A 14,976-nucleotide genomic window follows, 5' to 3' on the forward strand; every position below is an offset into this window, starting at 1 on the left:
CCCCCAACTCATCTGTCCGCATTATTAAATCTAAACACCATTTTATGACCGTCAAATGTCATGCCAACCGCTTCTTCAAAATGGTTCTTTGTGTAGCTTGATACTGTTTTTCTCCAAAATTTTTGCCCTGTTATATTTTGCTCCATCGGGTTTGTAAAGAGCTCCCACTGGCCTTTGAACATCTCAAATACTTGCGTCGCGGCCTTTTGTGCAACACCTTTCCCTCTGAATGGCTGCAATAGAAAGAAATCATTCACAAAATAATTGACCCCTTTTGCACAATGAGGAGGTGTAGCAATAAGCATAAAGCCCGCAGGAATGTCATCGACCCTTATTAGGAAAGGGTACAAACAGTCAGGCTTTTCCCACCAAATATTCTGAACATCATATTGCTCCGTTAATGTTCTACAATCGTTATTATCCTCGTAAATACCATGGCTGTTCGGCATATGTCCGTAATGCCCAGATAGATCGTGCAAATAAAGAGGATATACGTTTTTATGATATAAGCTTCATCTGGAGCAGCCAGTTTCACTTCTATTTTCATCATCTATCCCACTCTCAATCTTTATTTTCAAAAGAAGCTATATTTCAAACTTATACCAGTATGCGGCTGCAAGCAAGGTACAGTTTAATTGTAACTAATCTACACGTTTTTTCGGTGCAGCCTCTTCTAGAAACAAAAAAACGGTTCAGCAAAGACTAAAATCGTCTTCACTGAACCGGAACAAATTAAATTTACAGCTGTACGGTTGCTTTTATTTCACTTGCCTTAATAATAGCATCTAAAATCTCTTGATTGCGGTAGCCATCCATAAAGCCGGCAATGCCGTCCGGAATGCTTCCTTCAAGCAATGCCGTAAAATCAGCATACTGCGTCACTTTACAACTTGCAGGAACTTCGACAACCACTCTCGCAAGTTGACCAGGAGCCTCCTCACGAATCCAAATCAACTCATTCGGATTTAGCGTTGAAGCATGGAGCGTGCCTAAATCTCCATATATGGATACTTCGTGCTGATTGCCCGATCCAATCGCATTGCGAGTCGTTTGGAAGACGCCCATTATACCGCCCTCCATACGAGCCTGGAAGCTTGCAAAGTCATCCACCTCGATGGTAACCATGTTGCCGCTCGCTGGATCTTGCCGCTGCGGAATAATGGTATGCAGCTGTGCCGACAGCTCTTCGAATTCCCCAAATAGAAACCGTGCCATATCGATCATATGCGAGCCCAAATCGCCAAGCGTCCCCGTGCCGGTAATATCTTTGTTAAAACGCCAGATATAAGGGACATTATTTGGCGCTGCGCCCCATCCCTGCAAATATTGGACACTAAAGCTGCGAACCGATCCGATTTTACCCTCGCGCACAAGCTGCCGTACGTAACGGAATGCAGGTGTATAACGGTAGGTGAACGCCATCATTGCTGGAATGGGCTGCTTTTCATACAACTCAAGCAGTGACTCGGCTTCCTCAAACATGCGGGTAAAAGGCTTCTCCGCCATGAATGGTTTCCGTGCTTGCAGGCAAGCCCGAATAATGTCAGCATGAACGTTGTTCGGCGTAACGGACACTACGGCATCCACATCCGCATCCTCAATTAGATGGTTATAGTCCAAGTAACGCTTGCCCTCAGCAACATCAAGCTGGTCGCCCACCTTGGCTAACGCTTCTTCATACACATCGCTTACCGCAATAATCTCAAAGCGGCCTTCCGCTTTCATCCACCGAATATGCTCCTGAGCCATTCCGCCCAAACCTATCAAGCCGATACGAAATTTTCTCATATTTCGGTTACCTCTCTCGAGTAAGGCTTGGATTTAATAGGCTCCAGCGGAGCTGCATTGCCATAAACAGGCTCAGCCGTTTGACTTGGCACTGCCCATCGCACGCCGTTCTCGATCACCTTCTGGATTTCTTTATTGTAATAGGTCGGATAGGTCTCATGCCCCGGACGGAAGTAAAAGACCTTCCCTTGTCCGCGGTGGTAAGTAACGCCGCTGCGGAACACTTCGCCGCCTTCAAACCAAGAAACAAAAACCAGCTGGTCTGGAGTCGGAATATTAAAATGCTCACCGTACATCTCTTCCTGCTGCAGCTCGATGTATTCGCCAAGGCCTGACGCAATTGGATGGGCCGGGTCAATGACCCAAATCCGTTCCTTTTCATCCGCCTCGCGCCATTTCAGCTGTCCTGTCGGTGTGCCAAGCAGCTTGCTGAAAATTTTCGAAGCATGCCCTGAATGCAGAACGATAAGCCCCATTCCTTTCAGCACCCGCTGATACACCTTGTCAACGATACTGTCCTCGACCTCATGATGCGCCAAATGCCCCCACCAAATTAATACATCCGTCTGATTTAATACCTGCTCCGTTAGTCCATGCTCCGGCTCATCGAGCGTAGCTGTTCCGACTTCAAAGCCTGCTTTCGTCAGGAAGTCTGCAATAGCGCCATGAATGCCGTTCGGATAAATGCCACCTACAACCGGATTGTTTTTCTCATGACGATTTTCATTCCATACCGTTACTCTCACCATTACGTACGAGCTCCTTTACAACAGTTACTTAACACTTGTGTAGCGTTTGTAGGCATCACTGCGAATCTCAACCAATCGTTCAAGTCCCATACCGTTCAGCTGTTTAATATACGCGTCCCACTCTTGATCGATGTTTCCTTTTATAATCCATTTTGCACGGTTCGTTTTGACGTAGCTGTCAATATCCGTAGTAAGCGTTGGAAGCTCCTTGAATTCTTCTACGTTGTACATAACATTCGGGAATGGCGTCGTTACATATTCACTTACGAGCTTGTCGATTGCAAGCTTCAGACCGTCGCCTGTCGTTTCATCCAAAATGATATTTTTCTCAAAGCTTGGGCTTACATATTTTGGACCAAAATCACGGACCGATTGATCCCAGTACCAAGCATCCGCGCTTGTGCCTTCTGGAGGATTCATCAGCGCATAGCTGCCATCGCCTTTTTTATCAATAACGGTTCCGATTGCGCCCCAGAAATTTTGAATGCTTGCTTCATTTGTGTAGAACTGATCCGCCCAGCGCGCAGCGACTTCCGGATTTTCACTGAATGTCGTAATCAGCATTTCATTGCGTCTTAAGCTTAATCCAACAGGATCGCCTGTTTGATAACGTTTGCCATCTGGTCCAGCAATGGACGGAATTGCTGCATATTCATCCTTCCACTTTCCGAAGACAGCATCCGGTATCCATTGATTCGAGAAGCCGATCATAGCCGCATCTGGATTTTGCTGTTTAGCAGAAGACATGGTATTGTCCTGAGTGAACAGCTCCTGATCGATCAACCCTTCTGAATACAATTTATGCGTCCATTTCAGCGCATCTTTATATTCGTTCGAAGTCGGATAGAAAACGGGCTCGCCGTCCTTGAGCATCATGCTGTTGCCGTTCAAATCTGTTATGCCAAATGGATTTAGAAAATCCATGCTAATATCTACCGAGCCGCTAAAAGGAATTTCATCCGCTTTCCCGTTTTGGTTCGGATCCTTTTCTTTGAATGCTTTGAACACATTGTACAAATCTTCAATATTATTAGGAACTTCAAGGCCGAGACGATCGAGCCACGCTTTATTGATTACAGGCTGCATCGTCGATAGAGGACGTGATGGCAGCCTAGCAGGCAAAGAGTAAATTTTGCCGTCTGGGAATGTGCTGATTTGCTTCAGCTCTGGCGTTTCGTCCATTGCCGCTTTCAAGTTCGGCATATATTTGTCGATATAGTCATCGAGCGGGCGGAAATAGCTTAGGTTGTTGACGATATCGGAATCCGAGAAGGCATTGTCTCCAAAAATAATATCAGGAAGCTTGCCGCTCGCCAGCATGATCGATTTTTGCTCGCCCCAGTCATTGGAGGACATGACCTGCCAGTTTATTTTAACGTTCGTTGCTTTTTCAAGGTCCTGCAGCCATTTATTATTTTTGAATGTATCTCCCATATTGCCCCAGCGCACAGTCAACACATCCAGTGTGATTGGCGCCGTTACGATCGGCAGCCCTTCTGAGCTAAATTCGGAGCCTGCTTGGGCAGGTTCCTTCTCCGTTTTGCCAGAAGCGCAGCCTATAAGACTGATTAACATGCTTAAGCTTAGAACTAGTGCAATGAACAATTTTTTCTTCATTTGAAGTTCCCCCTAGTACTTATTGTGAATGGCAAATGGCTAAATTACTTCACAGCGCCAATCATCACCCCCTGATTGAAATACTTTTGAACGAATGGATACATACACATGATTGGAAGCGTCGAGACGATAATAACCGAATAGCGCATTAGGTTCGCTAAGCGCAGGGCAATAAGCGCCGCTTCGCCTGTTCCCATGCTTGACTGCATTTGGTTCGTAATTAATATGTTCCTAAGCACAAGCTGCAAGGGATACAAATCCTGATCCTTTAAGTAAATGAGTGCATTAAAATAGGAATTCCAGTAGCCAACCGCCGTCCATAAGGCCAAAACAGACAAAATGGCTTTTGACAGCGGCAGCACGATTTGCACATAATACTTCAGGTTGCCGCAGCCATCAAGCTGGGCGGCTTCCCACAAATCGCCGGGAATGCTGGACTGGAAAAACGTACGTGCCACAATGATATTAAACACGGCAACAGAGAAAGGCAGTACCATAACTAGAAAAGTGTCATACAAATGAAAGTCGCGGATTGTCAAAAATGTAGGAATGAGACCGCCATTAAAAAACATCGTGAATATAAAAAATATATTGATGCTCTTGCGGCCTACAAGATCTTTTCTGGAAAGTGCATAAGCTGCCGAAACATTGATCGCCAAGCTAATGATCGTCCCTATTACGGTATACAGGAGCGTATTTCGGTAGCCGATCCATATGTTTGAATGATTCAATAATTCCTTATAGCCATCGAGCGTAAAGCCTTTTGGCAAAACCCACATTTGACCGTTAGCGACGGCGGCAGGATCACTGAATGATGCGATGACGATAAAATAAATCGGATAAACGATTAGGATCAGCATCACAATCGCAAACAAATATAACATCCATTCCATGGCGTCGAAGGAACGCCTTTTTTGTTTATGCAAAGCCGGTTGTGCTGCGGTTTCCATTGTGCTCATCCGTATCCTTCCTTTCTGTTACCACAGGCTGTTTTCGCTGTATTTTTTGGCTGCCTGATTAACTAGAATCAGTAATATAAAGCTAATGATCGTATTAAACAGATTGATCGCCGAGGAGAAGCTGTACTGGCTGCTCAGCATCCCGATTTTATATACATAGGTAGCAATAACCTCGCTGGAGGAAATGTTCAAATTATTTTGCATCAAATAAACCTTTTCAAATCCGACACCTAGCAGTCCGCCAATTCGAAGGATCAGCAATGTGATGGCCGTTGGGAGCAGCATCGGAATATCAATGAAACGTATTCTTTGCCAGCGGCTTGCCCCATCCACCTTCGCTGCTTCATAAAGGCTTGGATCAACAGCGGATAACGCCGCAATGAAGATAATGCTGTCCCAGCCAGCGTGCTGCCAAACATCCGTCCATACATAAACGCTGGTAAACCATTCCGCTGAGCCCATCAAGTTAGGAGCCTCAGCACCAAACAAGCGAAAGATATTGCCCATTAGCCCGGTGCTCGGTGAGGATAAAATGAGGATCAGACCCACCATTACAACGGTAGAAATAAAATGCGGCATATAGGTTACCGTCTGAAATACTTGCTTAAACCGGTTCACTCGCATTTGATTGATCATCAGCGCGAGCATAATCGGTATTGGAAAAGTAGCTATGCTATAGAAGCTAATAATCAACGTGTTTTTAATTGTGCTGGAAAATTGATAGGAGTTGAAAAACTTCTCAAAGTACTTGAACCCTGCCCAAGGACTGTCCATAATTCCGAGAGCAGGACTGTAATCTTTAAAAGCAATCAGCACCCCATACATCGGCTTATAAGAAAAAAGCAGAAGCAGCACAACTGCTGGCAGCAGCAAAACATACAAGCCCCAATTCTTTCTTATCCGGCCAATCGTTTGCTGCATATTCATGTTTAATTGGCTGGTCTTCAATGAAATTCCCCCATCCTTCATTCGTCTGCGTCCATGTTGTTTCGTCACACTCTCTCTTGCCTCTTTATTATAGAGGCTGCTTTGAGAACAATTCGGACTATTCTAAATCGCTATTCGGACTTTTCATCCCATTCATCTAATGGTTTGGCAGCAGAATGCTAAAAATAAAAAAAAGACTGACACTATCCAGACTTTCTTGCGTTTTTTTCGGACTTTCATGTGAAAACGGGCTAGACCCGCCTCTCATTCTACTGCGTTTGCATTATAATTGGTTTTACTAGCAGACAGAAAGCCCGAAAAGAGAGGAAGCTAATGAGACCTATGACAAAACGCAAACCCGGCAAATCCTATCCGATTAGGCACTACGTAAAAGTGATGCTCTTGATTTTAGTCTCTGTATTAGTACTGGATTGCATTATTAGTATCGTCGCTATTTCCATGGTCAAGCAGCAAACGACACGGTATTTGCAAAACACCGCGAATATGTACATTAATCAAATCAATCTTGATTTCTCCAATATTAATCAATACATGGGCTGGACGCTCGCAAACGATGAAAACGTAAAAAAGATGAAGCAATTTCGCTCCACCGATAACGAATTTATTAAAGCAAATACAGAACTGTACAGGCGTTTCTCCGAGCTCCAAAAAAATTACGAGAAAAAGTATAATTTCTTCATCTATTTAGAAGATCAAAAATACTTTTTAAATTCCTCACCAACCAATGTGTTGTACCCCGATTATTTATCGTTAAAAAAACAAATCGCATCCTATGTACAAGATAAAAATTCGCTTGAAACCTATTATTCCAACTGGTCGCTTATCCAGCTGAATGCGAAATATTTTATCATTAATATCGTGCCATTTCATGAAAGCTACCTGATTTGTCTCATTTCGGCTGATGAACTGATTGGTCCGCTTCAGCAAATGGATCTTGGCGGCAACGGGTTTGTATCCTTAATAGATCATACAGGCAATGTCATCAATAATCTGTCGACGGATAAGGGCACTGAGGTCCGTAACAACGAGCAAAAGAAAACGCTGCTAGGCATGATCCAGACCACAACAACCGTCAGCAAACCATTTGCAAACGCAACCTTTGGCGTGAAAATGTTCATCAAGTTTGGCGCGTTTGAGAAAATTATGATTGCCCAGCTGCTCATTATGCTCCTTGCTGCTATTGTTGCTTGTGCCCTATGCGGCATCATGGTATATTTCAATATCCTGATTTTAAGACCGCTCAAAAACTTTTCATTCAGCCTGACGCAGTTTAATGAAGACAGCAAACCGCTCGATCTCAAGATGAACAAAATCGTTGAGCTGGAATATGCCAATAAACTGTTCAAAAACCTGCTGGAGCAAATTCGAATTTTCAAAATCGATATTTATGAGCATGAAATTGAAAAACAAAAGATTCAGCTCGATTATATGAAATTACAGATCAAGCCTCACTTTTTTTTGAACTGCTTAACCAACATTCACAGCATGGCTCAAATGCAAATKTTCGAGGAAATTCAAAGCATGGCCATTTCAACGTCCAACTATTTTCGTTATATTTTTCAAAATGGGGAAGATTTCGTGAAGCTGGACGATGAGATTGATCATGTTCGCATTTATTTGGAAATTCAAAAACATCGTTACAGAGATGCCTTCTCCTATCATATTCATCAAGGCCAAGACACGGGCAAGATGAGAATTCCGCCGCTTGTGCTTCAGACCTTCATCGAAAATTCAGTGAAATATGCTGTTTCGCGTGTACAGGAGGTTCAAATTAGGCTGGATGTTGATGTGGAAAGGGAATCCGAGGAAGAGGTTGCTGTTATTCGTATATCCGATACCGGCCCTGGTTTTGACACGGATATATTGGAAAGGCTTGAAAGTGGACAGCCGCTTGATCAAGCAGACGGGAATCACATCGGCATCATGAACACAGTACAACGTTTGGAGTACTTATATCACCGCAAGGCTAAAATTCATTTTTCCAATATTGATGCTGGAGGGGCTTGCGTGACGATATACCTTCCTCATCCTACGCAGGATACACCGTGAAAGGAGTAACAACAAATGAATGTACTGCTTGTAGATGACGACTATTTTGTTGTGACCGCACTAGAGAAAAAGGTCGATTGGCAGGCATTATCGATTGATCATGTCTATACTGCTTTTAATATCGCCCACGCGCAGGAGCTGCTCAAGCAGCATCCTATTCACATTTTACTCTGCGACATCGAAATGCCGCAGGGCAGCGGGCTTGAGCTGCTTGCTTGGATTCGTGAAGAGAAATACAATATTCAGACCATATTTCTGACCAATTATGCTGATTTCAACTACGCGCAAAAAGCGATTGAGCTGCAGAGCTTTGATTATTTTCTAAAACCAATTGAATTTGACAAGCTGACGCTAATTATTCAGAAAGCCATCTTCAAAGCTAACGAACAGCAGGGCGTCGCCAAGGCGGTTCAAGAAGGCTACTACTGGCAAAAAAATCAAAAAAACGTACAGGAGCATTTTTGGCGTAAGCTTGTGACGGGGAAAACAACCTATTCTACCCCCTCCAACATTTCCTATTTGATTGCAGAGCAGAATCTCCCTTACGCCTTAACAGACTTGGTACTGCCTGTCCTTATTCATGTATTTCCTCATGAGGAAAGCCTAGAAAAAAAAGACAAGGACCTATTTGATTTTGCGCTTATGAATGTGCTGCATGAGCTGTTCCAGAATAAACGTTTTACAGTCGAATCGATATTGGAGTTCAAGGAGTCCAATTGGATGGCGATACTGAAATGGAAGGACATTCCTGACAGCGGAATCATTGAAAGTATTTGCGCTACCTTCATTCAAAGAGCAAGTACATTTCTCAAATGTGATGCAAGCTGCAATATAGCAAGCACCGGAAAACTGGAGGCCATCCATCACGTCATGAAGGATCTGCTTAGCATGAATGAGAAGATCATTAAATATCGAAATCAAACCTTTTTGCTGGAGCATTTCAATCAGCAAGAAACTTCTTATATACCGCCTAACTTAATGCTTTTGGATCAGCTGCTGGAGCAAAATAAACCAAGCTCCTTCCTTGCGGAAACGAGCTCATATTTGCACAATATCACCCAAAAGCAAATGCTGAATGCTTCTGTGCTGAGTTTGTTCCGACTGGATATCGTTCAGCTTGTTTATGCGTATCTCAAGAGCAAAGAAATTCAAGCACATAAAATGTATACGGGAAGAACTAATGATCACATGTTTATGCAATCGTTGAACTCCATTGAGGATATGGAGAACTATCTTCAATATCTGGTGAATACGGCGACAGAGTACCGGAATTTCACGGAGCAGCCCAAGTCCGTCGTAGAAGAAATAAAGCAGCATATTCACAGCCATTGCGGAGATGAGCTGTCCAGAACGAGCCTGGCCGAAACCGTCTATCTTAATCCTGATTATTTGGCTCGATTGTTTAAGAAAGAAACGGGTATTTCATTAGGGAATTATATTATTCAAGTGCGCATCAAGGCCGCCAAGCATTTGCTCGAAACCACACATTTATCGGTCAATACAATCGCCAGCAAAACCGGATACACGAACTACTCTTATTTTACCAAGCTGTTCAAGCAGGAGATCGGCTGTACGCCTAATGAGTTTAGGAAAATGCAAAATGGTCTCAAACAGTGACACTGACGATTACTTTATAAAATCCTTCCATATTTGAATCATAACGTGAGGTCCTATTTCTTGAGGATATAGTAATAAACAAATAAATGAAGTTAGGATTATAGTCGTTAACCATATATAGAATTTTATTTTTTTACTCAATTCAGCTTTTACTGTTACGGTTAGTACTGTTATGATAATGCCACTATTAATCAAAAAAATCATTGGGACTGCGATTATTCTTCCTAGTCCTGTAAACGGGTATAGTTTGATCAGTATATTTACTAATAATATAGAGGGGATCAAGCCTGCAATACAAAGTAAGATTCTTAAGCTGAATTTTTTCAATCTTCATTTCTCCATTCTTGAATCGAAACTCATCTTCGTGCAAAGACACGATAAGGAATAGTTTAGGAAAATGCAAAATGAAAATAGATCTAGAAAATAGACTTAAGCTTGCTCAGCACCCTTAAAAAAGCAATTTATGATCGTTTCAACAAAAAAAAATCTAAAATCTAGATCTATTTTCGCTAAATGAGTCTTACTCGCAAAAATAGATCTAGATAATAGATTCAAGTCTGATCATCTTATTCCGTTTACGTAATGTAGGGGCTGTTAATTGAAAGAAAATCCATCTTTGAGTCTACTGACTAATGATTTTCTATTTTCCTTTATCCCCCATACGAGCCCTAAAATGATTGGTGGATAGTAGATTGGATTCATCCAGCTATATGTACCATCTAATAATAAATCACCTAATAAAATCTCATCTTTCTCGTCAACCTTTAGTGACCAATTTCCACTATAAGCATGTTTCCCCTTGTTGCTTTTTATATATTTGATTGCTCTATTGAAATCGAACGTCTCAACTAAAGACCTGTCCACGTCTTCGCACATCGATGAATACTTTTCCTCTTTTTGCTTCCACGAGAAGCTTGAATCCCATACCTCAATAAGCTGGAATCCAAAGAACTGTTCCTCAATTATTTTTTTAAGTTTATCCGATACATAGATCTCGTCGAGTATATGATCACCTTCATGTAACCTCACCCTAAAAATGTCATGGCCTTCCACTACTTCTTGACGGAAAGCAAATTGTTCATACCCTATTAATCTGCCTGATCCATCTATTCTTTTTTCTAGCGACTGGTCTGGGTCAACACAATCTAAAGCGGTAAGTACATTTAGGACATAAAGCTCAGAATCTGAAATGAGGGGTAAAAACTCCACATTAATATTCGGTATTTGTAAGATTAAATCTTTGGCTCTGGCGCTAACGATGAGTGAGCCTCCAGTTCTATACATAAAATCAGAAGGTTTATTCCTATCCTCAATGGAAACACGCAGTGCCGTCCAATTACTTGCAACTGATTTGCACTCTTTAAATAGCTTCCTCATATTTGCGTAGTCATCGTAATTCTCATAACTTGCCGAGTTAAATGCCGGATGATAATCAAGCCACCATACTTTCATAACGTACACTTCCTCATTATAATTTGCACGCACGAACCCTCATCAGCTCAAACCATCCAATGGGAGCTTTATATGAGCTTTATATCATTAAAGTGGCCGATATACTCACGTTAAGAAAACCTGAATTTTCTCAAGCAGCCTACTCCATTCGATAGGCTTAGTATCAAAATCATCGCATCCCGCTTCAAAGGCCTTCTCACGATCACTTGCCATCGCATGGGCGGTCAAGGCGATAATTGGAATATGATTGGTCCCCTCAACTGCCTTCAGTTCCCTTGTAGCATCCCAGCCGTCAATGACGGGCAAGCTCATATCCATCAAGATGAGATTAGGCGACTCCGACTTTGCCATCTCTATCCCTTGCAGGCCATCGGATGCCATGACCACTTGATAACCTTTGCGAATCAAGCGGCGCGACAACATATCCCGGTTCATCTCGTTGTCTTCAACCAACAAAATTTTATACATGTTCTCCCCCCTCTGCAAGCGAGAGTGCAATCAAATGGCGTACTTCATGCAAGAGAGCCTTGCGATCCAGATGCCCCTTTTGCACGATGTTCTCTACACAGCCATTAAGCCTCCGTCGATCTTCTTCCGTTATACTTTTCGCTGTCACAACGACAACCGGGATCGCTCGCCATTCTTCGTGCTCACGCATCGCCGCAACAAACTCAAAGCCATCCATTTCCGGCATCATAAGATCTAATAATATTAAATGAGGCGCTTCCTCTTGCATGCGCTGCAGTGCGTGATGCCCATTGCCGGCCCTTGTCACGCGGTAGCCTTCCCGCTTCAGCAGCTTTGTCATCATGTCACTTGTTACCGCATCGTCTTCGATGACCAGCACAGAATGCGACTGGCGCTCAGGTATATACTTATCTAATGTAGAGATCAATCGCTCCCGATAAATCGGCTTGGTTAGAAATTCCGACGCGCCAAGCGCATAAGCCAAATGCTGCTCGTCCATCATGGAAATCATCACAACAGGAATGTGCGCAAGCTCAGAATCATTCTTGAGTGCTGCCAGTACGTTCCAACCGTCCATTCCCGGCATGAGCACATCAAGCGCAATGACTGCCGGCTTCAGCGTCTTCGCTAAGCGGACACCCTCTTGCCCGGATGGGGCGAGCTGTACGTTCCACTCCTCATTCCCCAAATAATACTGCATTAGCCGAAGCATCGCTGGATCATCGTCGATGACGAGAATCGTTCTAGCCCCTTCCATGGGAAAGCTTTCATCACTATGTATTAAGGCACTTAGTTGTTCAGAATCTGCATTCTCCAGCAGGGGAAGCCAGATAGTGAACGTAGTGCCTTCGCCTACTATGCTGCTTGCGCTGATGTTGCCTCCCATCATATAGCATAGACTTTGGCTAATCGCGAGCCCCAAGCCGGTACCGCCATATTTTTTCGTTGTCGACGAATCCGCTTGTTTAAACGCTTGGAAAATTTGGTCCATCTGCTCCGCAGTCATCCCGATGCCAGTATCTTGTACCCGGAATACAATGCCAGGCAGTCCCGCCTCACTCTCAAATTCCACTTGCAGCGTTACTGTTCCATCCTTCGTGAACTTGCTTGCGTTGCTGAGCAAATTAAATAGAATTTGACGGAGCTTTGTTATGTCGGTTTTGATCGAGCCCTCCGTGCATTCTACCTTGATCTGGTTCTTATTCACTTCCATTAGCGGATGCACAGTCGTTACAATGTCATGAATAATGCTCGGAATATCACATTGCTCCAAGTATAATTCCATTTTACCTGCTTCGATTTTGGACAAGTCGAGTATATCGTTTATGAGTGTGAGCAAATGCCTGCCGGCATTATTAATCTTGTTAAGATCTTCGGCCAGAGCAGGTTCGCCCATCTCCTCCATGTCTTCCTTCAGCATTTCGCTATAACCGATAATCGCGTTCAGAGGAGTCCGCAATTCATGGCTCATGCTCGCAAGAAATTGGCTTTTGATCTGACTGGCTTCCACTGCTTCATCGCGAGCTTTCGACAACTCAAGCGTCCGTTCTTTCACAAGCTCCTCCAGCTGATCATTTAATTGCCTCAGCTCTTGGTTAACATAATAGATCTCACGAGTTTTTTCCTCGGCAATCTTCTCGGCTGCTTGGCGAGCCTTCTTCTCCCGCTCAAGCTGCCTGCGGACTACATCTATATCATTCATGGCATGGCTCACCCCACTTGGGTTAATTCAAAACGGGCAGACGTTCCATCTGCCAAATCGATTCTTTTCACATCTATTGCTTCTCCATAATGCGCCACGCAGCCTAAAATAAGTCCTTCAGCCAAATCAGCGAACGGCCGTGAGGAGTTGTATGTCATAATCAAAGTACCCGGTATAGAAGTGTCATATTGAAACGTTGGAAGCTCCGCTCCAGGATAAAGCTTGCGCACTTCAACATGGATATAGCTGTCGACCTTTTGCAAAAACTCAAATACGGTGCTATTCTCCACCATAAAGTCAGGATGCATATCTAGCAGCTGGCCAAATAAATATTCGCCAAATGTTCGAATGAGGTCAGGCACAGGGATCTGGGTTCGAGCGTTAAGCTCCACGATCAATTTAATCATCTCATGGTGGTCATATGTGCCAACCGTTGTATAGCTTCCTCCTGAAGGCAGCTCTGCAGCTTCAATAATTTCATCTACCAACTTCAGGGAAAACTTGTTTTCTACCATTTCCAAAAAAGATGTGAACACCATTCCTTTCACAACTGAACACCCTCTCGTTCTCTCTCATCTTCACTGCTGCTTTCTATTACACGCAAAAAGGCCTCTACGACCTTAGGATCAAAATGAACTCCGCTCTGAAGCTTAATTTCAGCAATGGCTTCCTCTTGTGTCCATGCCCGTTTGTACGGTCGCTCATGCGTCAGGGCATCATAGAAGTCAGCGATCGCTACGATTCTACCGGCAAGTGGAATATCTTCTCCGCTAAGTCCATTCGGATAACCTGTCCCATTCCATTTCTCATGATGAGACAGCGCGATGCTTTTGGCTAATTGCAGAACCGGGAACTGGCTTCCCTCCAAAATGCTGGCGCCAATTTCCGTATGCAGCTTCATCTTTTCGAATTCCTCCGGCAAGAACCTTCCCGGCTTCAGCAGGATGCTGTCTGAGATTCCGATTTTTCCGATATCATGCAAAGGTGCTGCTCGTCTAATAAGAGCTGCTTCTTCTGCCGACAACCCTAAATCAGTTGCAAGTCTTCCAGCCATATCACCCACTCGCTGCGTATGCTGCCCCGTCTCATCATCACGATATTCCGCGGTACGCCCCAGTACGTTCAATATTTCATTTTTTGCCCGTTCGATTTCTTTGGTGCGTTCGCGAACCCGCTGCTCCAAATTGTAGTTTTGCTCTTGAAGCTTCAGATGGTAATATCTTGTTTTCAAAAAGTTTTGAATACGAAGGACAACTTCCATCCTATCAAAAGGTTTTGTAATAAAATCGTTGGCACCTTCATGCAGCACCCGCGTTCTGGCCTCGGGTGTCACATCCGCTGTTAAGACAAGTACTGGTAAATATTCGCCTTCTTGCTTCCATTTTCTTAAATGCTGCAGCGCCGATAATCCATCCATAACAGGCATATGTAAATCTAACAAAATAATATCGGGTTGATTGGCCCGGTATAACGTCTCTAGCTGCGTTGCATCTGTGGTCGTGAACAAATTCGTATAACCTGCTCGTGACAATATACGCTCTAGGAGACTGATATTATATTCCTGATCGTCTACAATCAGAAACTTTGCGGATTTCATCCATAGCTCATCCATAATTTATCCTCATTT

Annotated in this window: 14 protein-coding genes; 2 read left to right on the forward strand and 12 right to left on the reverse strand. The window is 43.6% G+C overall.

Annotated features, from left to right (window positions below):
* Window positions 1–8: 8 nt before the first annotated feature.
* The 7 genes from AB4Z50_RS11020 to AB4Z50_RS11050 all read right to left on the reverse strand — a co-directional run bounded on the left by AB4Z50_RS11020 (window position 9) and on the right by AB4Z50_RS11050 (window position 6,040).
* A complete protein-coding gene (locus AB4Z50_RS11020; protein ID WP_441878884.1) occupies window positions 9–449 on the reverse strand; it encodes a GNAT family N-acetyltransferase in 441 nt (146 codons plus the stop codon).
* Entirely contained in the window at window positions 398–550 is a 153-nt protein-coding gene (locus AB4Z50_RS11025) for a hypothetical protein (protein ID WP_441878891.1), read from the reverse strand. Before AB4Z50_RS11025 ends, AB4Z50_RS11020 begins: the two co-directional genes overlap by 52 nt.
* Window positions 551–738: 188 nt before the next feature.
* Entirely contained in the window at window positions 739–1,788 is a 1,050-nt protein-coding gene (locus AB4Z50_RS11030) for a Gfo/Idh/MocA family protein (protein ID WP_441878771.1), read from the reverse strand.
* Window positions 1,785–2,537 (reverse strand): ThuA domain-containing protein, encoded by a 753-nt coding sequence (locus AB4Z50_RS11035; protein WP_441878773.1) that lies wholly within the window; start codon window positions 2,535–2,537, stop codon window positions 1,785–1,787. Before AB4Z50_RS11035 ends, AB4Z50_RS11030 begins: the two co-directional genes overlap by 4 nt.
* 24 nt (window positions 2,538–2,561) lie before the next feature.
* Window positions 2,562–4,154, reverse strand: coding sequence for an extracellular solute-binding protein (locus AB4Z50_RS11040; RefSeq protein WP_441878775.1), 1,593 nt, complete (start codon window positions 4,152–4,154; stop codon window positions 2,562–2,564).
* 44 nt (window positions 4,155–4,198) lie between these two features.
* Window positions 4,199–5,104, reverse strand: coding sequence for a carbohydrate ABC transporter permease (locus AB4Z50_RS11045; RefSeq protein ID WP_441878886.1), 906 nt, complete (start codon window positions 5,102–5,104; stop codon window positions 4,199–4,201).
* Window positions 5,105–5,131: 27 nt separating this feature from the next.
* Complete coding sequence (locus AB4Z50_RS11050) at window positions 5,132–6,040, reverse strand: ABC transporter permease (RefSeq protein ID WP_076268873.1); 909 nt, start codon at window positions 6,038–6,040, stop codon at window positions 5,132–5,134.
* A gap of 342 nt (window positions 6,041–6,382) precedes the next feature.
* Between AB4Z50_RS11050 and AB4Z50_RS11055 the strand changes: the two genes are divergently transcribed.
* On the forward strand, window positions 6,383–8,110 hold the full coding sequence (locus tag AB4Z50_RS11055) for a sensor histidine kinase (RefSeq protein ID WP_441878777.1): 1,728 nt from the start codon (window positions 6,383–6,385) through the stop codon (window positions 8,108–8,110).
* Window positions 8,111–8,125: 15 nt separating this feature from the next.
* Window positions 8,126–9,727 carry a response regulator transcription factor gene (locus tag AB4Z50_RS11060; protein WP_441878779.1) on the forward strand — a complete coding sequence of 534 codons (1,602 nt, stop codon included), beginning with the start codon at window positions 8,126–8,128 and terminating at the stop codon, window positions 9,725–9,727.
* A gap of 594 nt (window positions 9,728–10,321) precedes the next feature.
* Here AB4Z50_RS11060 and AB4Z50_RS11065 read toward each other — a convergent pair.
* From AB4Z50_RS11065 to AB4Z50_RS11085, 5 genes are all read right to left on the reverse strand, one after another.
* The gene (locus tag AB4Z50_RS11065; RefSeq protein WP_441878781.1) at window positions 10,322–11,179 is read right to left on the reverse strand and encodes an imm11 family protein; all 858 of its coding nucleotides are present in this window, start codon (window positions 11,177–11,179) and stop codon (window positions 10,322–10,324) included.
* 105 nt (window positions 11,180–11,284) lie between these two features.
* The gene (locus AB4Z50_RS11070; protein WP_441878783.1) at window positions 11,285–11,647 is read right to left on the reverse strand and encodes a response regulator; all 363 of its coding nucleotides are present in this window, start codon (window positions 11,645–11,647) and stop codon (window positions 11,285–11,287) included.
* Entirely contained in the window at window positions 11,640–13,349 is a 1,710-nt protein-coding gene (locus AB4Z50_RS11075; protein WP_441878785.1) for an ATP-binding response regulator, read from the reverse strand. Before AB4Z50_RS11075 ends, AB4Z50_RS11070 begins: the two co-directional genes overlap by 8 nt.
* Window positions 13,350–13,357: 8 nt before the next feature.
* Window positions 13,358–13,888, reverse strand: a complete 531-nt coding sequence (locus AB4Z50_RS11080; protein WP_441878889.1) for a heme NO-binding domain-containing protein — start codon at window positions 13,886–13,888, stop codon at window positions 13,358–13,360.
* A gap of 5 nt (window positions 13,889–13,893) precedes the next feature.
* On the reverse strand, window positions 13,894–14,961 hold the full coding sequence (locus AB4Z50_RS11085; RefSeq protein WP_441878787.1) for an HD-GYP domain-containing protein: 1,068 nt from the start codon (window positions 14,959–14,961) through the stop codon (window positions 13,894–13,896).
* Window positions 14,962–14,976: the final 15 nt, after the last annotated feature.

The sequence above is a fragment of the Paenibacillus sp. 2TAB26 genome (genome assembly GCF_052115145.1).
Taxonomy (GTDB): Bacteria; Bacillota; Bacilli; order Paenibacillales; family Paenibacillaceae; genus Pristimantibacillus.

Coding starts and splice junctions, on each gene's coding strand:
- AB4Z50_RS11050 (WP_076268873.1), bottom strand. CDS start 6,040: ATGAATATGCAGCAAACGATTGGCCGGATAAGAAAGAATTGGGGCTTG.
- AB4Z50_RS11085 (WP_441878787.1), bottom strand. CDS start 14,961: ATGGATGAGCTATGGATGAAATCCGCAAAGTTTCTGATTGTAGACGAT.
- AB4Z50_RS11025 (WP_441878891.1), bottom strand. CDS start 550: ATGATGAAAATAGAAGTGAAACTGGCTGCTCCAGATGAAGCTTATATC.
- AB4Z50_RS11080 (WP_441878889.1), bottom strand. CDS start 13,888: ATGGTGTTCACATCTTTTTTGGAAATGGTAGAAAACAAGTTTTCCCTG.
- AB4Z50_RS11040 (WP_441878775.1), bottom strand. CDS start 4,154: ATGAAGAAAAAATTGTTCATTGCACTAGTTCTAAGCTTAAGCATGTTA.
- AB4Z50_RS11020 (WP_441878884.1), bottom strand. CDS start 449: ATGCCGAACAGCCATGGTATTTACGAGGATAATAACGATTGTAGAACA.
- AB4Z50_RS11065 (WP_441878781.1), bottom strand. CDS start 11,179: ATGAAAGTATGGTGGCTTGATTATCATCCGGCATTTAACTCGGCAAGT.
- AB4Z50_RS11030 (WP_441878771.1), bottom strand. CDS start 1,788: ATGAGAAAATTTCGTATCGGCTTGATAGGTTTGGGCGGAATGGCTCAG.
- AB4Z50_RS11045 (WP_441878886.1), bottom strand. CDS start 5,104: ATGGAAACCGCAGCACAACCGGCTTTGCATAAACAAAAAAGGCGTTCC.
- AB4Z50_RS11070 (WP_441878783.1), bottom strand. CDS start 11,647: ATGTATAAAATTTTGTTGGTTGAAGACAACGAGATGAACCGGGATATG.
- AB4Z50_RS11035 (WP_441878773.1), bottom strand. CDS start 2,537: ATGGTGAGAGTAACGGTATGGAATGAAAATCGTCATGAGAAAAACAAT.
- AB4Z50_RS11075 (WP_441878785.1), bottom strand. CDS start 13,349: ATGAATGATATAGATGTAGTCCGCAGGCAGCTTGAGCGGGAGAAGAAG.
- AB4Z50_RS11060 (WP_441878779.1), top strand. CDS start 8,126: ATGAATGTACTGCTTGTAGATGACGACTATTTTGTTGTGACCGCACTA.